The organism is Pseudomonas sp. PME37.24/025 (genome assembly GCF_055556615.1).
Genome location: NZ_JBVHNK010000002.1, coordinates 366,539 through 389,148, shown reverse-complemented (window position 1 = coordinate 389,148; position 22,610 = coordinate 366,539). Strand labels below are relative to the sequence as shown.

Sequence of the window (22,610 nt, the reverse complement as noted above, 5' to 3'; positions counted from 1 at the left end):
CCCGCGAAAGGGTCGAAGACCCGATTCAGGCAGCGCCAGAAATATCCTTGGGCAAACGCTGATCAATCACCTGATGCAGCGCACTGCTCTCGGGCCAATTACGCATAAACCTAGCCCGATCCCGCGCGTACGCCGGGGCAAAGCTACTGAGCGAACCGTGCTGACACATCGAATCCAGATCAATCAGCGCCCAGCGATCCTGCTGCCAGAACAGGTTATGCCCCTTGAAATCGCCATGGCTGATCCGCTCGCGAATCAGCTCGGCGAACAGGTGATCCAAAGCCTGCAACTCGGCTTGCGGCGCTTCGCCGCTTTCCACGTACGGCGCAAACCGCTCGATGATGTCCGGCCCCGGCAAATACTCGGTCACCAGGTACGCCCGGCTGCGCAGCCAAAAAAAACGTTTCTCCAGTAACGCCAATGGCTTGGGCGTGGCGATGCCCAGGAACGCCAGGCGGTTGCCTTCACGCCATGAGTGCCAGGCACGGCTCGGGCGCCAGAAGCGTTTGAGCCAGTGGGCAAAGCCTTTGATGTTGTAACGCTTGACCAACAATGTGCGCCCGGCCACGTCGACCTTGCCGACGCTTGCCGCGCCGCCGGTCTTGTACAGATGGCCCTGATCGAGCAAGGCATCAGCCTGCTCCAGCACCGGCAACATCGCGGCCTCTTCCTCACGGCGAATCGCCCGCAAGCCGAACGCGCCGCGCTGGACACTGAACAACGTACATTCACGGCCGACCTTGATCAGGAAGTCCTTCAAACGCCAGCGACGGACCTTGTCGATCTGTTTTTGCAACGCCTCCATCGGCAACGCGTGTTCGCCGTTACTCAGCAGGTAATACACCAGCAACTCCTCGGCGAAGGGTTCCAGCGCTTTGGGCAACTGGGCAAAAAACACCCCGAGGTTTTCCAGAACTTTGTCCTGTGACAGTGGCTTGCCAGCCGTCTCGGCACAGATCCCGGCGCCATCGATCAAATATAACTGACCGCCATGGCGCAGCAGGTTGTCCAGGTGCAGGTCTTCCTGCCACAGCCCCTTGCCATGCAGATGACCTATCGCGCCCAAGGCCTCGGCCAGCACTGCTGATTGTTCATCCGCCAGTACCGGCAAATGTTCAACCTGTTTCCAGGCGTCTCCCAGGCTCTCGGCGCCTTCAAGGAAATCGAACAATAACCAGCCGCCCTCGCCGTCCTTCAGACCATCAGCCAATAGCAACGGCGTGGTCAGCCCCTGAGCGGCGAGCAAACGCACGCCGTCCAGTTCACGCTTGAAGTGCCGCGCCGCTTTACCGCCGACCAGCAACTTGGCCAACACCGGCCGACCGCGCCAGACCCCGGCCCCCACATAACGCTGCCCCGGCAATACCCGCAGCAGGCTCAGCAATTGCAACTCTGCCGGCCCCGCGGCATCCGCCAGTGGAATGTTCAACGGCAGGCTTGGGCTGCGGCCAGCGTTTTTCAGTTCGGACAAACGCATCAACGCGCCTCCTTGTGACTGCGCCGCGCACTCAGGCGCGATACCCAACTGTCCACCAGCGAACTGTTCAATGGCTGATCCAGATAAACTGCCAACAGCTCTCGCAGCTGACTTTCGCTCCATTCCGGCGCCCGACGCAGCAATGGATCAAGGTCCTTGACCCGATCACGCTGACCAAAAAACAGCGGGCGAGTTTTTTCCAGATCGATCAATCGAGCCTGATAACCATCACCGGTGGCCTGGAGAAAAATGTGCTTGGGATAGAAGCAACCGTGGAGTTGATGCACTTCGTGCAGGCGTCGCGCCAGTTGCCCACAGGCTTTCAGAATCGCCGAATGCTGCGCCGCGCCAAGGTCGGACCAGCGCTGCAACAGCGAATCCAGATCATCCCAACCGTCCAGCGCGCGGGTCAGCAGAATCGCCCGGACTTCGCCGTCGACTTTGCGCTCACCGAAAAACGCCGCCTGCAGCGCCGGTATACCCAGTTTCTGATAACGACTGATGTTGCGAAACTCACGGGCAAAACTCGGCTCGCCAAAGGGCGAATGCAATGTGCGTGTCAGGTAGTTGCTCTGGCGTTTGAGGTAATAGCTGTGACCTTCCAGTTCCAGCCGAAACACACTGCTCCAGCCACCCCGACCAGTGTTGGGTTCGTCCACGGCTTCGAGCTGTTTGGCCCAGAGCGCGTCGAAGGTGCCGAGGCCATGACGCTCAAGCAGCGCACGATCTTCAGCAGCCAGAAAATCAGTCATTCCCGTCCCTCAAAAAATCTCACCACGTGCCGAATCCGCTTCTTGTCGGCGGCATTGAGCCGGGTGCATTGGCGGTATTGCAGGTAGAAGCGCAGACGCTGGGTGGCCGACAGGTGATATTTGGCAACTTTGTCCAGGCAAGCCAGGTCTTTGGTGATCCGGTACTTGAGCCAGAAGCCGCGCCAGAAATCACCGTTGGGGCAGTCGATCAGAAACAGCCGAGGCTCGTCGTCAATCAGCAAGTTGCGCCACTTCAAATCGTTATGGGTAAAACGGTGGTCGTGCATGGTCCGGGTATAGCCCGCCAGCTGCCGACTGATGTTGTCGACCCAGGCGCGGTCCGCCAGTTTCGGATCATGCCGGTCAGCCAGGGCCGATAAATCTTCGGTATGAGGCAGTTCGCGCGTGATCATTGCCCCACGGTCATATGCCACGCCGCGCCGTTCCAGCCCCCAGGCCACAACTTCGGCGGTAGGAATGCCCCATTTGACGAAACGCTTGAGATTCTGCCACTCGGCCTTCACCCGCGGCTTGCCCAGGTAACGGCGAAGACCTTTGCCGGCGCCGACGTAGCGCTTGACGTAATAGTTGACGCCGTTGCGCTGGACGCGAATGACCTCGGACAGTGGATCGCGGGTCAGTCGTTCGCCCTTGAGCGCGAACACCGCGTCAAGACTGCCGAAGTCTTCTGCCAGATCGCTGTAAGCAGGTTCCAGTGTCCAACCCGACATCAGAGCGCGTCCCCGTATCGCTGCTTACGCTCGTAGAGCTTGTTGGCCTTGCCTTCGAGCCATGCCAGCAGTCCCGCTTCTTCAGCCAGTATCTGGCGCAAGGGCTGCTGGAAATAACCCTTGAGGAAGCGCAGTTTGTCGCGACGAGTCAGGCCGATGTCCAGCGCCGAAAAATACAGCGCCGCCAAGTCCTTGTTGCGCCAGCGTTGGCTAATCGTCGGGCGGCTCTGAGCACGGTGCAGATCGATCACCGAAAGCTTGAAGTCGTCGGCTGTCACCGGTTTGTCGGTGTGCAGCAGGAAGTGGCAGATGTAGCAGTCGCGGTGGTTGACCCCGGCGCGGTGCATCATGCCGGTCATGCGTGCGACTTCGGCGATCAAGGCGCGCTTGAGTTTTGGCTCGGGCGGCTGCTTGACCCAGTCGATGCTGAAATCTTCGAGGCTGACGGTGGGCGCCAACTCTTCAGTGACAATGAACGAATGCTGATCCGCCGGGTTGCTGCCTTTTTCGCCGTAAGCCACAGCGGTCATGGTCGGCACACCGACTTCTTGCAGGCGCTGGATGGCCTTCCACTCCTGGCCCGCGCCAAGCACTGGCAACTTGGCGGTCAGCAAGTTTTTGAAGATCTCACCCCAGCCGATGCCACGGTGGATTTTCACGAAGAACCCGTGACCGTCCACTTCAGTACGCAGTGTCCGGCGCGCTTCAAGCTCGCGGTACACCTCGCCCTTGAGGCCCTCGACTTCGGCGAACGGATCGCGTCCGGCCCAGAGGCTCTTGAACGGTTCAGCCAGCATCAACTTCATTAAGCGTGCTCCGCCAGAATCACATCGGCCGCGTGCTGCGGCATGCTGTAGAGGTCGGCCGTCGCGGCGAAGGCCAGACCGTTGCGGCTCCAGGCCGCCCGTGCATTTGCGTCGTTCAACATGCCGGTCAGGTACTGCGTCAGTTGCGCCTGATCGAAGGGCTCGTCCAGCACCAGGCCCGCGTCGGCCTCGGCGATGTAATGAGCGTACCCGCACACCGCGCTCACCAGCACCGGCAAACCAGCCACCACAGCTTCAAGCAGCACCGTTCCGGTGTTTTCGTTGTACGCCGGGTGGATCAACAGATCGGCACCGAGCAGGAAACGCGGGATATCGCTGCGGCCCTTGAGGAACTGCACGTTGTCGCCCAGCCCCAATGTGGCGCTCTGCAGCTGGAATACTTTGGGGTCATCCTGGCCAATTACAAACAGCCGGGTGCGCTTTTTCAGTTCGGCGGGCAAGGCAGCCAGCGCCTTGAGACTGCGGTCCACGCCTTTGGTCTTGAACCCGGAGCCGATTTGCACCAGCAGCAGTTCATCGTCCTTGAGATTGAATTCGCGACGAAACCCTGCACGGATCTCGGCGGCATTGGCCGGCGCGCGACGGTCCTGAGCGATGCCCGGTGGCAGTAAATGGAAGCGCGCAAGTGGCGTGTCGTAATGCTTGATGAACAGCGGCTGCTGGACTTCGGAAATCATCAGCACTTCGGTCTTGGCGTCCTTGGCGAACACCGCGCGCTCGTACTCGGCGAAGTGCCGGTAGCGGCCCCAGCGACGGTACAGCGAGTTGCGCAGATTCTGCGCCTTGTCTTCGAAGCAGCCATCGGCGGCGTAGTAAACGTCCAGGCCCGGCATTTTGTTGAAACCGATCAGGCGATCCACCGGACGCTTGGCCAGATCGGCCTCCATCCACTCGGTGAGTTTCTCGTTGCGTCGATGATTGAAGAACGCCTTGACCGGCGCCACCAGCACTTCGAAACCCGGTGGAATATCGCCTTCCCAGATCAGTGTGTAGACGCGAATCTGATGGCCGCGCTGCTGACACTCCAGGGCGATGCGCATGAAGTCGCGCTGCAAGCCACCAAACGGAAAATATTTGTACAGGACAAATGCCAATTGCATCAGCGCAGCTCCTCAGCCAGTAACAACGTGCTCAGTCGGCTCGCGACACGCTCGGGATTCAGACGCGTGAAGCACAGGGGCCACTCGCGTTTCAGGTCGAACCGACGGGCATCGTCGGCCGTCGGTTGATAGGTGCATTTCTTTTGCAGGCACGGGGCGCAGGGAAAGTCGCTGGCCATGTGAATCTGCGACTTGCCGTACGCGCCGGTCAGGCCCGGGTTGGTCGGGCCAAACAGCGACAGGGTCGGCACGTCCAGCGCCGCAGCGAGGTGACCGAGACCGGTGTCCACCGCTACGCAGGCTTGCGCTCCGGCCAGAACTTTACCGACACCCGCCAGGTTCAGCTTGGGCAACACTTCGACGTGTTTCATGTCTTTGGCGATGCGCTCGGCGCGGGCCTTTTCGATTGGATTGCCCCACGGCAGTTTTACCGCCACACCGAGGTAACCCACCCGCTCGGCCAGCTCGCGCCAATAGGCTTCGGGCCAGTGCTTGGTGTCCCAGGTGGTGCCATGGAGAAACACCACGTACGGATTCTTGCGTGGCAACTCCACTAGCCGCTCGACGTTCAGGCCGTAGTCGCCCAACCCTTTTGGCAGGTCGTAACCCAATGCGACCGCGAACAGCTGACGCACTCGCTCTACCGCGTGCTGCCCACGGGCCACGGCCAGACGTCGGGAGTAGAAACGCGCGGCGATCGGTTCGCGGGCCGAGTTCTTGTCCAGGCCGGCCACCGGGGCTTTGGCGTAGCGAGTCAGCAGCGCGCTTTTCAGCAGGCCCTGGGCATCGATCACCAAGTCATATTTGGTCGCACGAATGCTTTGTTTGAAGCGCTTCCACTCGCCACTCTTGATGGTCTGCCAGATGTTCTTGCGCCAGCGACGGATCGCCACCGGAATCACCTTGCCCACGGCCGGGTGCCAGGTCGGAATTTCGGCGAAGCCTTCTTCCACCACCCAGTCGAACGTGATGCCGGGGATCGCCCGCGCCGCGTCGGTCAACGCTGGCAACGCGTGAATCACGTCGCCCAGCGAAGAAGTCTTGATCAACAGTACCCGCAAACTATTTGACCTCGACCACAGTGCCCAGCAACCGCTGCAAGGCTTCGTTCACCGCTTTCGGCATGAGCTGGCGCAAGCAATTGTAATGACCGAAACGGCAGGTGCGATCGAAGCACGGACTGCATTCGATGCCCAGGCGCACGATTTCGACGTGCTCGGCCAGCGGTGGTGTGAAACCCGGCGAAGTCGAGCCGTACACCGCCACCAATGGGCGGTTCAGCGCGGCAGCCACGTGCATCAGGCCGGAGTCGTTGGAGACCACCGCGTCAGCGCAGGACAGCAGATCGATGGCCTCGGCCAGGGATGTGTCGCCACTGAGGTTCACCGACTCTTCACGCAGACCCGGAATCAGCCGCGCGCGAATGTCTTCGCCCACCGCGTGATCGTTTTTCGAGCCGAACAGCCACACCTGCCAGCCTTCACGGATCTTCGCTTCGGCAACCTTGGCGTAGTGCTCGGACGGCCAGCGCTTGGACTCGCCGAACTCGGCGCCGGGGCACAGCGCCAACACCGGACGGTCGAGGGCCAGACCGAACTTGGCCAGTGCGCCGTCGCGGGTCACCGGGTCGATCTGCAGGCTCGGCCGTGGATACGGTTTCGGCAACTCGGCATCGGGCTCAAAGGCCAGGGCCATGAAGCGCTCGATCATCAGCGGGTAACGTTCTTTGTCGAGCGTGCGCACATCATTGAGCAGGCCATAGCGGAATTCGCCACGCCAGCCGGTGCGTTTCGGGATACCGGCAAAAAACGGTACCAGTGCCGACTTCAGGGAATTGGGCAGCAGGATGGCCTGATCATATTGACCGGCCAGGGATTTACCGATGCGCCGACGCGTCGCCAGCTCCAGCACGCCGTGGCCGAGCGGGAAGCTCAAGGCCTGGCGCACTTCAGGCATGCGCTCGAGAATCGGCCGGCTCCACTCGGGGGCCAGCACGTCGATTTCGCACTGCGGGTGGCGCTGTTTGAGACACTGAAAAAGTGTCTGCGCCATCACCATGTCACCGACCCAACTGGGCCCAACGATCAGAATTTTCATGTGGTTTCCATAAACGAGCCGGGGAGGCATACGCCTCCCCGCCTCGAGAATCCAGCACCTTCGGGGTGAACCGTCAGGTCATTTGGACGAGCCGATTGGGGCTCGTCGGATCAATTTAATACACATCCATGTCAGTTAGCATAAATCTCTGTGGCGAGGGAGCTTGCTCCCGCTGGGCTGCGAAGCAGCCCCAAAACTGCCACTGCGTTTTCATCTGACAGACCGCACAATCTGATTTGGGAGCGCTTCGCACTCCAGCGGGAGCAAGCTCCCTCGCCACAAAAGCCCGCCACACTGATGTCAGCTTCAGCTTAACCCCAGCTCACGCCAGATTCGCATGACCTGCCGTCGTTCATCCGCGAACTGGTCGCCCGGTATCACGCCGGCGTCCTTCTGCAAGGCCTCCCGGTGAGCGGCGGAGCGGTAAGCCTTATAGGCTTCACGCAACAGGCTGGCATCTTCGGCGGGCATCAGCCCGACCTCCTCCAACCCTTCCAGAATGCGGATATTGTCGGTATAGCGCAGCAATGACGGATGCGCTTCAGACCACGCAAGAGCCGCGTATTGCACCATAAATTCAATATCGACGATACCTCCGGCGTCCTGCTTGAGATCGAACGGCGCCGTGGCCTCGAAGGCATTTGCCGCCGTGCCCGCCGCAGTGCTCTTGCTGCCCAGATTATCGCGCATCTTGGCGCGCATCTCGCTGACCTCCTGGCGCAAGGTCACCAGGTCCCGTGACTTGGCCAATACCGCCGCGCGAACTTTCTCGAACGCCTGGCCAACATCCTGACTGCCGACCAGCACCCGCGCCCGCACCAACGCCTGATGCTCCCAGGTCCAGGCTTCGTTTTCCTGATACCGGGCAAACGCCCTCAGGGAACTCACCAGCAAACCAGACGCACCGGACGGCCGCAGGCGCATGTCCACTTCATACAACTGGCCGGAGTTGGTCTGCGCCGTCAGCAAATGAATGATGCGCTGCCCGAGCCGGGTAAAAAACTGTGCGCCGTCGATAGGCTTCGGCCCGTCGGTTTCGGCCTGCGGATCGCCGTCGTGGATGAACACCAGATCCAGGTCCGAACTGTGCCCCAATTCCAGACCACCGACTTTCCCGTAACCGACAATGATGAAACCAGGGTCGCACAAGCTGCCGTCGGTGCGCAGCGGCGTACCGTACTTGGCCACGGTCTGGCGCCAGGCCAGGGTCAGCACTTGTTCGAGGATCGCTTCGGCGAGCCAGGTCAGGTAATCACTGACCTTCATCAAGGGCAGGCTGCCGGCGATTTCCGAGGCGGCGACGCGCAAGCGGTGCGCCAGTTTGAAATGCCGCAGGGCTTCCATTTGCTGTTCGAGGTCGTCTTCGGGAATCCGCGTCAAACGCTCGCGCAATTCGGCCGCCAGTTCCGGCGCCAGCGGTGGCTTGAACAGCCGACCTTCGTTGAGCAATTCATCGAGCAGCAACGGGAAGCGCGTGATCTGTTCGGCAATCCACGGGCTCGCGGCGCACAGCGTCAGCAAGCGGCGCAGAGCCCCGGGGTTCTCGGTCAATAAAACGAGATAAGCGGAACGACGCGCCACGGCTTCCACCAGCGGCAGCACCCGCTCCAACACCAGATCGGGATTGGCGTGCTCCACAGCCTGAGCCAGCAAGCGCGGAATAAAGGCATCGAGGCGTTCACGCCCCAGGCGCTGCATGGCGCGCAATTGCGGACTACTACGCAGGCTGGCCAGGGCTTTCAGCGCCTTGGAAGCATCGGCGAAACCACCCTCTTCCAGTTGACGGCACGCGGCCTCCTCGTCTTGCGCCTCTTCCCACAGCGGCAGCCATTCCCCGCCGACCACCACTTCGCTCTCGGCGCCGGCCTCTTCATCAGGATCGGCGATCACCTGAGCAAAGTGCCAGGCCACCCGGCCACGCCAGTACATCAGTTGTTCGTGGAACGCCGTCCAGTTGGCAAAGCCGAGCATAAAGGCAATGCGCGCCTGATCCTGTTCGCCATCCGGCAGCATCTGGGTCTGGCGGTCGGCAATCGCCTGGATCGCGTGTTCGGTGTAACGCAGAAATTCGTAGGCTTCGCGCAACTCACTGACCACCGCCGCCGGCAGGTAACCTTGGCCTTCGAGGGTGCTCAGTACTTTTAATAGAGGACGCTGCTGCAGGCTCAGGTCGCGGCCACCGTGAATCAACTGAAAGGCCTGAGCGATAAATTCGACTTCACGAATGCCGCCGGAACCCAGCTTGATGTTGTCGGCCATGCCCTTACGCCGGACTTCCTGCTGGATCAGCTGCTTCATGGTGCGCAGCGCTTCGATGGCCGAGAAGTCCAGGTAGCGCCGGTAAACGAACGGGCGCAGCATCTCTTGCAGTTGCGCGCCCGCCACTTGATCGCCGGCCACCACGCGCGACTTGATCATCGCGTAGCGTTCCCAGTCGCGCCCCTGATCCTGGTAATACTGTTCCAGTGCATTGAAGCTCAGCACCAAAGCGCCGGACGAACCATACGGGCGCAAGCGCATGTCGACGCGGAACACGAAACCGTCGACGGTCATCGGGTCCAGCGCCTTGATCAGGCGCTGACCGAGGCGAATGAAAAATTCCTGGTTATCCAGCGACCGCTTCACACCGACAGTTTCGCCCCCCTCGGGGTAGGCGAAAATCAGGTCGATGTCCGATGACAGATTCAGCTCCACGGCGCCAAGCTTGCCCATACCGAGGATGACCATCTGTTGCGGCTCGCCGCTACGCCGCCCGGTGGGCGTGCCGAACTGTTGGCAATGGCGCTGATACAACCACTGATAGGCCTGATCGATGCTGGCATCGGCCATGTCCGAGAGGTCGCGACAACTCTGGATCAGATCGGCCTGGCGGGTCAGGTCGCGCCAGATGATCCGCACTTGCTGACGGGCGCGCTGGCGGCGCAGGGCACGGCCAAGCTGGTCCTCGGTTTCGGCTGCGCTCACTGCCGTCGCAATCTGCGCGCACAACTCGCCCGGCGCCAACGCGCGGTCCAGTTCGCCGGACTGCACCAGCGCAAGCAACATCAAAGGGTCACGCAGACTCTGTTCAATCACAAAGTCGCTGGCAGCAGTGACACGGGCAAATTGCGCCCAGCGCTCAGGCGTCCAGGCGTCCAGGCCATGATCATCGGGAAAAACCGAGACGGCAGTACGAAACGACTGCTCGGCACGGGTGACAAATGGCAACAGTACGTTGGGCAGTTCGGCAAGCGAAGGGAGGCTCATGGTCTATCCTTGATCGGCGTGCGAAGGGCTGCATGTAGTGATTTGTGATAATGCGCTACCTGACCGACTGTCGAACAAAGGTTAGAAATAGCTGAAATTTGTTTATTTTTGGCAGCGATCATCAAGCCTTCACCTTTTTTGGTTGGCAAAAGACCAACCTTAACGATTATTCTCACAACGCAGCCGGAGGCCACAAGCCAATCTTCTGTAGTTTTACTACTCGTCTATACATTCGAAAGGCTGAAATGCCCGATGATTTGTAGTAAAACTACACGCCGCCGGAACATACCTCTCGGCAATCCAAGAATTTATATCGTCTGCCCACAAGGCCAGTCGCAAACTCAGGCAACCGATTCTGGAAGCCTTTCCGCCCTGGAGCAAGCCATGCAAGACCTCGATCCCGTCGAAACCCAGGAATGGCTGGACGCCCTGGAATCGGTTCTCGACAAAGAAGGCGAAGACCGTGCTCACTATCTGATGACCCGTATGGGCGAACTCGCGACCCGTAGCGGCTCGCAGCTCCCTTACGCCATCACCACGCCGTACCGCAACACGATCCCCGTTACCCACGAAGCACGCATGCCTGGCGACCTGTTCATGGAACGCCGCATTCGCTCGTTGGTACGCTGGAACGCGATGGCCATGGTAATGCGTACGAACCTGAAAGATTCTGACCTGGGTGGTCACATCTCCAGCTTCGCCTCCAGTGCGACCCTGTATGACATCGGCTTCAACTACTTCTTCCAGGCCCCGACCGACGAGCACGGCGGCGACCTGATCTACTTCCAGGGCCACACCTCGCCAGGCGTTTACGCCCGCGCGTTCATGGAAGGCCGCATCACCGAAGACCAGATGAACAACTTCCGCCAGGAAGTGGACGGTCAGGGCCTGTCGTCCTACCCGCACCCATGGCTGATGCCTGACTTCTGGCAGTTCCCGACTGTATCCATGGGTCTGGGCCCGATCCAGGCGATCTACCAGGCACGTTTCATGAAGTACCTGGAAGCCCGTGGCTTCATCCCGGAAGGCAAGCAAAAAGTCTGGTGTTTCCTGGGCGACGGCGAGTGCGACGAACCAGAATCCCTGGGCGCGATCTCGCTGGCTGGCCGCGAGAAGCTCGACAACCTGATCTTCGTTATCAACTGCAACCTGCAGCGCCTTGATGGCCCGGTTCGCGGCAACGGCAAGATCATCCAGGAACTCGAAGGCGTGTTCCGCGGTGCTCAGTGGAACGTGACCAAAGTCATCTGGGGCCGTTTCTGGGACCCACTGCTGGCCAAAGACGTCGACGGTATCCTGCAACGTCGCATGGACGAAGTCATCGACGGCGAGTACCAGAACTACAAAGCCAAAGACGGCGCGTTCGTGCGTGAACACTTCTTCAACTCGCCAGAACTCAAGGCGATGGTTGCTGATCTGTCCGACGACGAGATCTGGAAACTCAACCGTGGCGGCCACGACCCGTACAAGGTCTACGCGGCGTACCACGAAGCGGTCAACCACAAAGAACAACCGACCGTCATCCTGGCCAAGACCATCAAAGGTTATGGCACCGGTGCCGGCGAAGCGAAGAACACTGCGCACAACACCAAGAAAGTCGATGTCGACAGCCTGAAGTTGTTCCGTGATCGCTTCGACATTCCGGTCAAAGACGAAGAGCTGGAAAACCTGCCGTTCTTCAAACCAGAGCCAAACAGCGCCGAAGCCCGCTACCTGAGCGAGCGCCGCACTGCACTGGGCGGTTTCGTGCCACAGCGTCGCGCGCAGAGCTTCAGCGTGCCGACTCCGTCACTCGATACCCTCAAGGCTATCCTGGACGGCTCGGGCGACCGTGAAATTTCCACCACCATGGCGTTCGTGCGGATCCTCGCGCAACTGGTCAAGGACAAGGAAATCGGTCCACGCATCGTTCCGATCATCCCGGACGAAGCCCGTACCTTCGGTATGGAAGGCATGTTCCGTCAGTTGGGCATCTACTCCTCCGTCGGCCAGCTCTACGAGCCAGTCGATAAAGACCAGGTGATGTTCTACAAAGAAGACAAGAAGGGCCAGATCCTCGAAGAAGGCATCAACGAAGCAGGCGCCATGAGCTCCTTCATCGCTGCCGGTACTTCGTACTCCAGCCACAACCAGCCAATGCTGCCGTTCTACATCTTCTACTCGATGTTCGGCTTCCAGCGTATCGGCGACCTGGCCTGGGCCGCTGGCGACAGCCGCACCCGTGGCTTCCTGATCGGCGGTACCGCAGGCAGAACCACGCTGAACGGCGAAGGCCTGCAACACGAAGACGGTCACAGCCACATCCTGGCTGCCACCATCCCGAACTGCCGCACCTTTGATCCAACCTACGGCTACGAGCTGGCGGTGATCATTCAGGACGGCATGAAGAAGATGACCGAAGAGCAACAGGACGTTTTCTACTACATCACCGTGATGAACGAGTCCTACCAGCAGCCAGCCATGCCGGCCGGTGTCGAGGAAGGCATCATCAAGGGCATGTACCTGCTCGAGGAAGACACCCGCGAAGCGGCGCACCACGTTCAGCTGATGGGCTCCGGCACCATCCTGCGTGAAGTCCGTGAAGCGGCGAAGATTCTGCGTGAAGAGTTCAACGTCGGCGCTGACGTGTGGAGCGTTACCAGCTTCAACGAACTGCGTCGCGATGGCCTGGCCGTCGAGCGCAGCAACCGTCTGCACCCGGGCCAGAAGCCTAAACTGAGCTACGTCGAAGAGTGCCTGAACGGCCGTAAAGGTCCGGTCATCGCGTCTACCGACTACATGAAGCTGTTCGCTGAGCAAATTCGTCAGTGGGTCCCGTCCAAGGAATTCAAAGTCCTGGGCACCGATGGTTTCGGCCGCAGTGACAGCCGCAAGAAGCTGCGTCACTTCTTCGAAGTCGATCGTCATTTCGTGGTGTTGGCAGCCCTGGAAGCTTTGGCTGACCGTGGTGACATCGAACCTAAGGTTGTGGCTGAAGCCATCGCCAAGTTCGGTATCAACCCGGAAAAACGCAACCCACTGGACTGCTGAGGAGACACTCTGTGAGCGAACTCATTCGCGTACCTGACATCGGCAGCGGTGAAGGTGAAGTAATTGAACTGTTTGTGAAGGTCGGCGACCGTATCGAAGCCGACCAGAGCATCCTGACCCTTGAGTCGGACAAGGCGAGCATGGAAGTGCCTGCGCCGAAGGCCGGTATCATCAAGAGCCTGAAAGTGAAGCTGGGCGATCGCCTGAAAGAAGGCGACGAACTGCTGGAGCTGGAAGTCGAAGGTGCCGCTGCTGCGGCCCCTGCGGCAGCCGCAGCGCCGGCTGCCAAGGCTGCACCTGCTGCCGCGAAAGCGCCGGCAGCAGCAGCCGCAGCGCCTGCTGCTGCCAGCGTTCAGCAAGTGCACGTGCCGGACATCGGTTCGTCGGGCAAGGCCCAGATCATCGAGATCCAGGTCAAGGTCGGCGACACCGTCGCGGCTGATCAGTCGCTGATCACCCTGGAGTCCGACAAGGCGAGCATGGAGATTCCATCGCCTGCCGCTGGCGTGGTCAAGGCCATCAGCGTCAAGCTCAATGACGAAGTCGGCACCGGCGACCTGATTCTGGATCTGGAAGTGATGGGTGCTGCAGCGCCTGTTGCTGCCGCTCCGGCTCAGGCTGCTGCTCCGGCTGCGACCGCTGCGCCTGCTCCGGCAGCCGCTCCAGTTGCACCGGTGGCCGACAGCGTTCAGGACATCCACGTTCCGGACATCGGTTCGGCCGGCAAGGCCAAGATCATCGAAGTCCTGGTCAAGGCCGGCGACACCGTTGCAGCCGACCAGTCGCTGATCACCCTGGAATCCGACAAGGCGAGCATGGAAATTCCATCGCCTGCCGCTGGCGTGGTGGAAAGCATTTCCGTCAAGCTGGATGACGAAGTCGGTACCGGCGACCTGATCTTGAAGCTGAAAGTCAAAGGCGCGGCACCTGCTGCGGCTCCAGCTCCAGCCGCTGCTGCACCGAGTGCTCCAGCGCCAGCCGCTGCACCTGCCGCAGCCGCACCTGCTGCTGCCCCGGTTGCTGCTCCAGCCAAGCCTGGCGCCAAAGTTCACGCCGGCCCGGCCGTGCGTCAACTGGCACGCGAGTTCGGCGTCGAGCTGAACGCCGTCGGCGCCAGTGGCCCGCACGGTCGCATCCTCAAAGAAGACGTGCAGGTTTACGTCAAAGCGATGATGCAGAAAGCCAAGGAAGCACCGGCCGCTGCTGCCGGCGCAACCGGCGGCGCGGGCATCCCGCCGATTCCGGTCGTGGACTTCAGCCGCTTCGGTGAAACCGAAGAAGTGCCGATGACTCGCCTGATGCAAATCGGCGCGTCGAGCCTGCATCGCAGCTGGCTGAACATTCCTCACGTGACTCAGTTCGATTCGGCTGATATCACCGACCTGGAAGCGTTCCGTAATGCTCAGAAAGCCGTTGCAGAGAAGGCTGGCGTCAAGCTGACCATCCTGCCGCTGCTGCTCAAATCCTGCGCGCACCTGCTCAAGGAACTGCCGGACTTCAACAGTTCGCTGGCCCCAAGCGGCAAGGCGATCATTCGCAAGAAGTACGTGAACATCGGCTTCGCGGTCGACACCCCTGAAGGCCTGCTGGTACCGGTCATCAAGAACGTCGACCAGAAGAGCCTGTTGCAACTGGCAGCCGAAGCCGCTGCGCTGGCCGCCAAAGCCCGCGACAAAAAGCTCACCGCTGACGACATGCAAGGCGCCTGCTTCACCATTTCCAGCCTCGGCCACATTGGCGGCACCGGCTTCACGCCGATCGTCAACGCGCCGGAAGTGGCGATCCTCGGTGTATCCAAGGCAACCATCCAGCCAGTCTGGGACGGCAAAGCCTTCCAGCCGAAACTGATGCTGCCGCTGTCGCTGTCCTACGATCACCGTGTGATCAACGGCGCCGCTGCTGCACGCTTCACCAAGCGTCTGAGCGACCTGCTGGCGGACATCCGCACCATCCTGCTGTAACACCGGCCGGCCCTCCTTCACCGGAGGGCCAGTCGCGTTCCATGCTTTCCGAGCGCCACGCTCGTACCTCAACCCCGCCAATTTGGCGGGGCTTTTTTTGCCCTGAAGAAAGCCCTCCTCTGCACCTTATTCCTACATTCATGGCTTACGTCGCCTACAACTCGAGTCCACTTCCGCCCGATATTTTTTGTGAGCCAATAACTACGCTTAGTTAGAGGATTTTCTAATGGAAACCTCGACAACTTAATATGCTTAGTTAGCATTACTTCGAATGGATTCGAACATGTTAAAACCGACTGTCGGCCCGATTATTGGCCACACCACAACTAACCATGCCCGGATTTTCTTGCGCGGCGAATTACAAAATGACGCCTTGGTATTTGCAGGCATCCGTTATCGACGCACCGGTGAGGAATACTGGTCCAAAGGCGTATTTGCAAAACTGACAAACGTGCGCGACATGTCTGATGTGATTGCACTCAACGATCTTGCCACCGATACCGACTATGAATATCAGGCTGGCTGGTTCAGCCCCATGAACCCGGTGCATACCGTCGAGTCGGTTCAGGAACTGCCGCTGCAATGGCCGCGGGAGATCTACCGCTTTCGCACGCAATCCAGCAAAAACACCACGCCACGGGCCTATATCGTAGGCTCATGCCGTTACCTGCGAATGACCGCCGGCATTGCCTGGGCCCCGCATTTTGGCGACCGGATCTTTGCCTCGATCACAAGCCTGGCGGAACGCGCCGAGCCGCCTATCAGCGCCCTGCTGATGACTGGCGACCAAATCTACGTCGATGACCTGAATCTCGTGGCCCCCGACCGGGAATACAAGGACATCCTCAAAAAGTACCGCACGGCTTTTTCTCAGCCGAATATCTCGAAGTTAATGTCCGGCGTGCCGACTTACATGATCCTCGACGACCATGAAATTGAAGACAACTGGCCTGCTAATGAGAGCAAGGCGGATGCCTACTTATACAAAAACGCCATGGCGGCGTATGAGTTATATCAAGCCAGCCACAGCCCTGTTTATGAGTTGCTTGCCAACGGACAAGTAAGCAAAGAACTGCAACAGTATTGGTATCAATTCTCCGATGGCGATATCGAATGGTTCATCACCGACAGCCGCACCCGACGCAATCTGTCGGCCAACGACCGGCGTATCCTTGATGAAGAGCAGGAACAAGCGCTACTCAAATGGTTGATCAACAGCCCGGCCCGGGTCAAATTCGTGGTCACCAGCGTCATGTTCTACCCCGACCGCAAACTTAACGGCGATGACGCCTGGAAAGCCTTCCCGGAACAACGACTACGGCTGCTGGAGACGATTCGTACGCACGGCATCAAGAACGTCTTCTTCATTTCCGGCGACGTCCACGGCTCGCTGACCAGTCGCCTGACCCACAGCGAGGACCCGGATTTCGAAGTTCATACCCTCGTGTCTTCACCGCTGTGCAACAGCAAACTGCTGCCGTATGCCAAAGCATCCACCTTCATCCTCGACCAGGCGTTGGCCCGAACAGCCGCGGGAGATTATCGGCATGAGCTGACCAGTGAGATGATCAGCCAGGATAATTTCGCGCATCTGGTCGTCGATGCCGAACAGGTTCGCGTCAGTTATCACGATCGGGATGGCAAGCAACTGCAGTCGACAGCCATAAAATTGCGTTGATCCCGGAACAGATCGCAGCCTTGCAGGAGCTGCCGAAGGCTGCGATCTTTTCGGCCAAATACATTACTTCTGGCCCCTCGCTGGAGAAATCTTCGCCCCTGCCGACATATTCTTATAGCACTTGGCCTTCATGTCTCTTGTCAGTCGGTGTTGCAATGATGCAACCTTGCCGCAGACAACAGAAAAGAGGGCGAGAGCCCGGCGCGATCAGCATTTTCGAAGCGAGTTTCCCTCCATATGAAGAGCCAACCCGATGCCGCCAGCCGTATGGTGGCCGAGGTAGTGACGCAATTGCCTGTGCCCTCGCGGCTCGGCATGCTGCGTTTCGAACGGCTGAATGAACCGAGCTGGGCGCTGCTGTTTCTCGACCCCAATTGCGAACGACAGTTTGGCCTGCCGGCGGTGGAGCTCTGTGCCCTGGTCGGCTCGCCTTACGCCAGCCTGATGGAGCCCGAGGCGCGCTATCAACTGCACGACACGATCCAGCAGCAACTCGCCGATAGCCCGCATTACCTGATCCGCTACACCTTGCACACCGCCGCAGGTGTACTGAGCCTGCTGGAACTGGGCGAAGCTTACAAACAACACAATCGACACCTGCTGCGCGGCTACCTGATGGTGGTGGACGGTCTGTTCGACGGCGAACCGCTGCTGCCGGCGCTGGACCTGGAAACCCAGAACTCACGCCTGCAAATCGCCCTGGAACTCAATCAGCGCGCCCAACAGGAACAACTGCAGCACCTGGACCGGGTGCGCGCCCAGCAAGACCTGATTCTGCTGCTGACCCGCCAGCGCTACAGCACCAACAATTCCCTGCAAGAAGCCGCCGAGCTGATCACTCGCAGCGCCTGCGACATCTATGAAGTCGACTGCGCCAGCCTGTGGAACCTCGACGGCTCGCTACTGACGCCGATCTCCGCCTATCACCGCGTCACCCGGGGTCACCGACTGCCGGAGCCGATCGACGTCAGTGTTTTTCCCGATTACCTGGACGCCTTGCACGCCGGGCGCGCTATCGATGCCCACAACGCCATGCGCGACCCGCGCACCCGGGAAATAGCCGAGAGCCTGCGCCCGCGCGACGTCAACGCCATGCTCGACGCCAGCATCCGCATCGATGGTCAAGTGGTCGGTGTGCTCTGCCTGGAGCAGACCGGTGTGACCCGCGCCTGGCAGTCGGACGAAATCGCCTTTGCCGGCGAGCTGGCGGATCAATTCGCCCAAGTCATCAACAACCACAACCGCCGCACCGCCACCAGCGCACTGCACTTGTTCCAGCGTGCGGTGGAGCAAAGCGCCAACGCCTTTCTGCTGGTCAATTGCGATGGCGTGGTGGAATACGTCAATCCAAGTTTCACTGCGATCACCCAGTACACCACCGAGGAAGTCCACGGCCAGCGGCTGTCGGAACTGCCGGCGCTGGAAAACCTCAGCGAACTGTTGTTCGACGCGCCGTCGGCGCTGGCCAAGAGCAACAGCTGGCAAGGCGAGTTCAAGAGCCGGCGTAAAAACCTCGAACCCTACTGGGGCCAGTTGTCGATTTCCAAGGTCTATGGCGACAACCGTGAGCTGACGCACTACATCGGCATCTACGAAGACATCACCCAGACCAAGCTCGCCCAGCAACGCATCGAGCGCCTGGCTTATACCGACAATCTGACCAACCTTGGCAACCGCCCGGCGTTCATCCGCAACCTTGATGAACGCTTCGCCCGAGACAGCGACACGCCGATCAGCCTGCTGCTGGTGGACATCGACAACTTCAAACGGATCAACGACAGCCTCGGCCACCAGACCGGCGACAAACTGCTGATCAGCCTGGCGCGACGCTTGCGCAACAGCCTGAGCCCGAGCGGCAGTCTGGCGCGCTTCGCCAGTAACGAATTCGCGGTGCTGCTGGACAACACTGACCTCTCGACTGGCCAGCAAGTCGCCAACCAATTGCTGGCGACCCTCGACAAACCGATGTTCGTCGATAACCAGTTGATCAGCGTCACCGGCTCCGTGGGCCTGGCCTGCGCGCCGCTCCACGGTCGTGATCCACAGACGCTGATGCGCAACGCCGGCCTGGCGCTGCACAAGGCCAAGGCCAATGGCAAACACCAAGTGCAGGTGTTCACCGAAGCGCTGAATGCCGAGGCCAGCTACAAATTGTTCGTCGAGAACAACCTGCGCCGCGCCCTGACCCAGAACGAGCTGGACGTGTTCTACCAGCCCAAGCTGTGCCTGCGCAGCGGTCGCTTGCTGGGCATGGAAGCGCTGCTGCGCTGGAATCATCCGGAAAAGGGCATGATCCGCCCGGACCAGTTCATCAGCGTCGCCGAAGAGACCGGGCTGATCATCCCGATTGGCAAATGGATCGCCCGCCAGGCCTGCCGCATGAGCAAAGAACTGACCGCCGCCGGCCTGGGTAATCTGCAAGTGGCGATCAACCTGTCACCCAAGCAGTTCTCCGACCCGGACCTGGTGGCATCCATCGCCAACATCCTCAAGGAAGAAGAGCTGCCGGCGAACCTGCTGGAGCTGGAACTGACCGAAGGCCTGCTGCTAGAAGCCACCGAAGACACGCACTTGCAGCTCGATCAGCTCAAGCGTCTGGGCCTGACCCTGGCGATGGATGACTTCGGCACCGGTTACTCGTCACTCAGTTACTTGAAAAAATTCCCGATCGACATCATCAAGATCGATCGAAGCTTCATCCACGAAATCCCGGACAACCAGGACGACATGGAAATCACTTCCGCGGTGATCGCCATGGCCCACAACCTGAAACTCAAGGTTGTGGCTGAAGGCATCGAGACCGCCGAGCAGTTGGCCTTCCTGCGCCGCCACCGCTGCGATGTCGGCCAGGGCTACCTGTTCGACCGACCGATCCCGGGTGCCGAGCTGATCGAAAAGCTCAAACGCTACCCGCGCGGCCCAATCGCCTGACTGAGCCCCCCCTGTGGGAGCGAGCTTGTGGCGAGGGGGCTTGCCCCCGTTGGGCTGCAAAGCAGCCCCAAAATCTCTGATGTACAAAAATCTTGTGAGTGCTACGCACTCAAACGGGGCGATGCGGCGTTCCGACAAGCCCCCTCGCCACAGGCCCACTCCCACAGGGGTAGTGCGTAACTGACCGGCATTAGGCACACTGGCAGTCTGTGTATTTACATCTCAACCTGACTGAGAGGACTGATCATGGTTCTGCGCTCGGAAATCCTGGTGAACAAAAACGTGCTCCCGACTAAAGAACAAGCTCTGCCTGGCCGCGAAACCCCAATGACCGTGCCGGAAAAACACTTCGTCCACGACGCCCCGCTGCTGGGCCCGTTCGCGATGGACGTGGATTTCGCGATCTTCGGCCTGGGCTGCTTCTGGGGCGCGGAGCGCAAGTTCTGGCAGCGCGAAGGCGTGGTGAGTACGGCGGTGGGTTACGCCGGCGGCTTTACGCCGAACCCGACGTATGAAGAAGTCTGCTCGGGCCTGACCGGCCACAGCGAAGTGGTACTGGTGGTCTACGAGCCGGCAAAAGTCAGCTATGAAGCGCTGCTGAAGATGTTCTGGGAATTGCACAACCCGACCCAAGGCATGCGCCAGGGTAACGATATCGGTACCCAGTACCGCTCGGTGATCTACGCCACCAACCCGACTCAACTGGCCGCGGCCAAGCACAGCGAGCAAGTGTTCCAGGCCGAGTTGACCAAGGCTGGCAAAGGCACCATCACCACTGAAATCGAAGAAGCCCCAACGTTTTACTTCGCCGAGGCGTATCACCAGCAGTACCTGGCGAAAAACCCTGAAGGGTATTGCGGGATTGGCGGTACGGGCGTGACCTGCCCGATCTGATTTTCGGGCCCTAAAAGCATCGCGGGCAAGCCCGCTCCCACAAGGTGATGTGTCTGACCACTATGTTGTGATCGACATAAATCCCTGTGGGAGCGGGCTTGCCCGCGATGGCGTCGGATCAGACGCCACTAATGCAATGTATCAACTCTCGGCAATCAACCAATCCATCTGCCACCCACCCTGAGTCTGCCCAAGCTTCTTGGACAACCACGGCAGCAACTCACGCAATTCCTCTTCCAGCCCCCATGGCGGATTGGCAATCGCCAACCCCGAACCATTCAAGCTATTGGGCGTATCCAACGGATGCACCAACAACTCCACCCGCAACAACTTCGGCGCGCCCGTGCCAGCCAGATCCTGATAAAAACGACGCAACATGCGCTGGTCCTTCACCGGGTACCAGATCGCCGCCACCGTCTGACGCATCCGGCCAATCGCTTCTTTCAACGACGCCGCACAACGCTGCATCTCATCAAGCTGCTCGAACGGCGGATCAATCAACATCACCGCCCGTTTCTCCTGCACCGGCAACATCGCACGCGGCACATGCCAGCCTTCGCCCAAATGCACCTTCACCCGACGATCACCGGCCATGTTGTCCTTGAGCAGCAAGCCATCTTCGGGGTGCTTCTCGTTGAGCATCACCCGATCCTGCGGCCGCGTCAGCCGCCGCGCCAACTCCGGCGACCCCGGGTAATAGCGCAACTGGCCATCCGGGTTCATGTCGTGCAGCACCTTCATGTAATCGGCAGTCAGCGCCGGCAAATCCGGCTGATCCCACAACCGCGCGATGCCTTCCAGGTACTCACCGGTACGGCTCGCCTGATCGCCCTGCAGGTCATACAGACCAATACCGGCGTGCGTATCGAGATAGGCAAACGGCTGCTCCTTGCGCGACATCAAGGCGATGATGCGGGTCAAAGTCAGGTGTTTGAACACATCGGCGTGATTGCCGGCATGGAAGGCGTGACGATAATTCATGATTGCTCCTGCGAAGGCCGGGAAGTTTACCCTGTACGACGCAGAACGTCAGGGGTTCGCGGCTGAGCGGGCAATCCTGTGTCGCCAACTTCACACGGTGATCATTCCTACGCAGAGCATGGGAACAATCGCATCCCCCTGTAGGAGCTGCCGAAGGCTGCGATCTTTTGATCTTGCCCTTGTGGCGAGGGAGCTTGCTCCCGCTGGGTTGCGCAGCAGTCCCCATCCAACCCAAACCCTGTGGCGAGGGGGCTCGTCGGAACGTCGCATCGCCCCGTTCGACTGCGAAGCAGTCGCAAGGCCAAGCCCTCGTAGCGTGCCTGACAAAACCGGATTGCTGATTTTGGGGCCGCTGCGCTGCCCAACGGGGGCAAGCCCCCTCGCCACAAAAGCCCTCGGCGCTAGTCCGAAGGCCGAGCCCGCAACCGCCGCCCAATCACATCCAGCACATCACACCCATCCCGCAATGGAATGGCACAGAGCAAAGCAAAGTCACTGAGAATGAAGGATTCACACTCGACCGAACCGCGCATGGACATGTTTTCCAGTACCTGAGTGACGGCGCGAATTCGGTAGTTGCCAGCGTCATACAAAACATCGAGCGGCGCGTGGGTATCGACGAACAGTGTGGGCATGTCGGTGCAGTTGCTGGTGAGCGCCATGAAGCGGCTTTCGGGGTGTGGGATTGGCTTTTCGTAGGGAGGATCAGGTGTCAACGTCGTCATAATTTGATAGGCCTTTAGCTATTAACTCAAAAAGCTACCAACGGCCTTCCTACGGGCTTTGGGTGGCAGCCGTGCGCGGGAGTAGGAAACTGAGGGCCATCAAACTCAGCCACGTCGAAACGTGTCCCGCACACAGCCGCCGCGAACGATGTTACGGGCACGTTTTAAGTGCCGCAATCA

The 22,610-nt window shown here is 60.0% G+C and carries 15 protein-coding genes; 5 read left to right on the top strand and 10 right to left on the bottom strand.

What is annotated here, in order from left to right:
• Positions 1-25: 25 nt before the first annotated feature.
• The 8 genes from ACZ3HH_RS04940 to glnE form a co-directional block, all read right to left on the bottom strand.
• A complete protein-coding gene (locus tag ACZ3HH_RS04940) occupies positions 26-1,477 on the bottom strand; it encodes a lipopolysaccharide kinase InaA family protein (protein ID WP_465803091.1) in 1,452 nt (483 codons plus the stop codon).
• On the bottom strand, positions 1,477-2,229 hold the full coding sequence (locus ACZ3HH_RS04935) for a lipopolysaccharide kinase InaA family protein (protein WP_465803089.1): 753 nt from the start codon (positions 2,227-2,229) through the stop codon (positions 1,477-1,479). Before ACZ3HH_RS04935 ends, ACZ3HH_RS04940 begins: the two co-directional genes overlap by 1 nt.
• On the bottom strand, positions 2,226-2,960 hold the full coding sequence (locus tag ACZ3HH_RS04930) for a lipopolysaccharide kinase InaA family protein (protein WP_465803087.1): 735 nt from the start codon (positions 2,958-2,960) through the stop codon (positions 2,226-2,228). The genes ACZ3HH_RS04935 and ACZ3HH_RS04930 overlap by 4 nt, the downstream gene beginning before the upstream one ends.
• Complete coding sequence (rfaP, locus tag ACZ3HH_RS04925) at positions 2,960-3,766, bottom strand: lipopolysaccharide core heptose(I) kinase RfaP (RefSeq protein WP_465803085.1); 807 nt, start codon at positions 3,764-3,766, stop codon at positions 2,960-2,962. The genes ACZ3HH_RS04930 and rfaP overlap by 1 nt, the downstream gene beginning before the upstream one ends.
• On the bottom strand, positions 3,766-4,887 hold the full coding sequence (locus ACZ3HH_RS04920) for a glycosyltransferase family 4 protein (RefSeq protein WP_465803083.1): 1,122 nt from the start codon (positions 4,885-4,887) through the stop codon (positions 3,766-3,768). The genes rfaP and ACZ3HH_RS04920 overlap by 1 nt, the downstream gene beginning before the upstream one ends.
• Positions 4,887-5,948: a lipopolysaccharide heptosyltransferase I gene (gene waaC / locus ACZ3HH_RS04915; RefSeq protein WP_448722796.1), complete on the bottom strand. Its 1,062-nt coding sequence runs from the start codon at positions 5,946-5,948 to the stop codon at positions 4,887-4,889. Before waaC ends, ACZ3HH_RS04920 begins: the two co-directional genes overlap by 1 nt.
• Before the next feature lies 1 nt (position 5,949).
• Positions 5,950-6,984 carry a lipopolysaccharide heptosyltransferase II gene (waaF, locus tag ACZ3HH_RS04910; RefSeq protein ID WP_465803080.1) on the bottom strand — a complete coding sequence of 345 codons (1,035 nt, stop codon included), beginning with the start codon at positions 6,982-6,984 and terminating at the stop codon, positions 5,950-5,952.
• Positions 6,985-7,290: 306 nt separating this feature from the next.
• Positions 7,291-10,230, bottom strand: a complete 2,940-nt coding sequence (gene glnE / locus ACZ3HH_RS04905; protein ID WP_465803078.1) for a bifunctional [glutamate--ammonia ligase]-adenylyl-L-tyrosine phosphorylase/[glutamate--ammonia-ligase] adenylyltransferase — start codon at positions 10,228-10,230, stop codon at positions 7,291-7,293.
• A gap of 384 nt (positions 10,231-10,614) precedes the next feature.
• Here glnE and aceE point away from each other — a divergent pair, with 384 nt between their 5' ends.
• The 5 genes from aceE to msrA all read left to right on the top strand — a co-directional run bounded on the left by aceE (position 10,615) and on the right by msrA (position 20,724).
• Positions 10,615-13,260: a pyruvate dehydrogenase (acetyl-transferring), homodimeric type gene (gene aceE / locus ACZ3HH_RS04900; protein WP_465803076.1), complete on the top strand. Its 2,646-nt coding sequence runs from the start codon at positions 10,615-10,617 to the stop codon at positions 13,258-13,260.
• Positions 13,261-13,271: 11 nt separating this feature from the next.
• Positions 13,272-15,221: a dihydrolipoyllysine-residue acetyltransferase gene (gene aceF, locus ACZ3HH_RS04895; RefSeq protein ID WP_465803075.1), complete on the top strand. Its 1,950-nt coding sequence runs from the start codon at positions 13,272-13,274 to the stop codon at positions 15,219-15,221.
• A gap of 283 nt (positions 15,222-15,504) precedes the next feature.
• On the top strand, positions 15,505-16,899 hold the full coding sequence (locus ACZ3HH_RS04890; protein ID WP_465803073.1) for an alkaline phosphatase D family protein: 1,395 nt from the start codon (positions 15,505-15,507) through the stop codon (positions 16,897-16,899).
• Positions 16,900-17,136: 237 nt separating this feature from the next.
• The gene (locus tag ACZ3HH_RS04885) at positions 17,137-19,830 is read left to right on the top strand and encodes a sensor domain-containing phosphodiesterase (RefSeq protein ID WP_465803071.1); all 2,694 of its coding nucleotides are present in this window, start codon (positions 17,137-17,139) and stop codon (positions 19,828-19,830) included.
• Between the two features lie 246 nt (positions 19,831-20,076).
• Positions 20,077-20,724 carry a peptide-methionine (S)-S-oxide reductase MsrA gene (gene msrA, locus ACZ3HH_RS04880; protein ID WP_465803070.1) on the top strand — a complete coding sequence of 216 codons (648 nt, stop codon included), beginning with the start codon at positions 20,077-20,079 and terminating at the stop codon, positions 20,722-20,724.
• Between the two features lie 141 nt (positions 20,725-20,865).
• Here the strand turns inward: msrA and ACZ3HH_RS04875 are convergent, their stop codons facing one another.
• The gene (locus ACZ3HH_RS04875) at positions 20,866-21,705 is read right to left on the bottom strand and encodes a 23S rRNA (adenine(2030)-N(6))-methyltransferase RlmJ (RefSeq protein WP_010464314.1); all 840 of its coding nucleotides are present in this window, start codon (positions 21,703-21,705) and stop codon (positions 20,866-20,868) included.
• A 401-nt stretch (positions 21,706-22,106) separates the two neighbouring features.
• Complete coding sequence (locus tag ACZ3HH_RS04870; protein ID WP_465803069.1) at positions 22,107-22,430, bottom strand: hypothetical protein; 324 nt, start codon at positions 22,428-22,430, stop codon at positions 22,107-22,109.
• Positions 22,431-22,610 lie beyond the last annotated feature (180 nt).

Coding starts and splice junctions, on each gene's coding strand:
- ACZ3HH_RS04940 (WP_465803091.1), bottom strand. CDS start 1,477: ATGCGTTTGTCCGAACTGAAAAACGCTGGCCGCAGCCCAAGCCTGCCG.
- ACZ3HH_RS04935 (WP_465803089.1), bottom strand. CDS start 2,229: ATGACTGATTTTCTGGCTGCTGAAGATCGTGCGCTGCTTGAGCGTCAT.
- ACZ3HH_RS04930 (WP_465803087.1), bottom strand. CDS start 2,960: ATGTCGGGTTGGACACTGGAACCTGCTTACAGCGATCTGGCAGAAGAC.
- rfaP (WP_465803085.1), bottom strand. CDS start 3,766: ATGAAGTTGATGCTGGCTGAACCGTTCAAGAGCCTCTGGGCCGGACGC.
- ACZ3HH_RS04920 (WP_465803083.1), bottom strand. CDS start 4,887: ATGCAATTGGCATTTGTCCTGTACAAATATTTTCCGTTTGGTGGCTTG.
- waaF (WP_465803080.1), bottom strand. CDS start 6,984: ATGAAAATTCTGATCGTTGGGCCCAGTTGGGTCGGTGACATGGTGATG.
- glnE (WP_465803078.1), bottom strand. CDS start 10,230: ATGAGCCTCCCTTCGCTTGCCGAACTGCCCAACGTACTGTTGCCATTT.
- aceE (WP_465803076.1), top strand. CDS start 10,615: ATGCAAGACCTCGATCCCGTCGAAACCCAGGAATGGCTGGACGCCCTG.
- ACZ3HH_RS04890 (WP_465803073.1), top strand. CDS start 15,505: ATGTTAAAACCGACTGTCGGCCCGATTATTGGCCACACCACAACTAAC.
- ACZ3HH_RS04885 (WP_465803071.1), top strand. CDS start 17,137: ATGAAGAGCCAACCCGATGCCGCCAGCCGTATGGTGGCCGAGGTAGTG.
- msrA (WP_465803070.1), top strand. CDS start 20,077: ATGGTTCTGCGCTCGGAAATCCTGGTGAACAAAAACGTGCTCCCGACT.
- ACZ3HH_RS04875 (WP_010464314.1), bottom strand. CDS start 21,705: ATGAATTATCGTCACGCCTTCCATGCCGGCAATCACGCCGATGTGTTC.
- ACZ3HH_RS04870 (WP_465803069.1), bottom strand. CDS start 22,430: ATGACGACGTTGACACCTGATCCTCCCTACGAAAAGCCAATCCCACAC.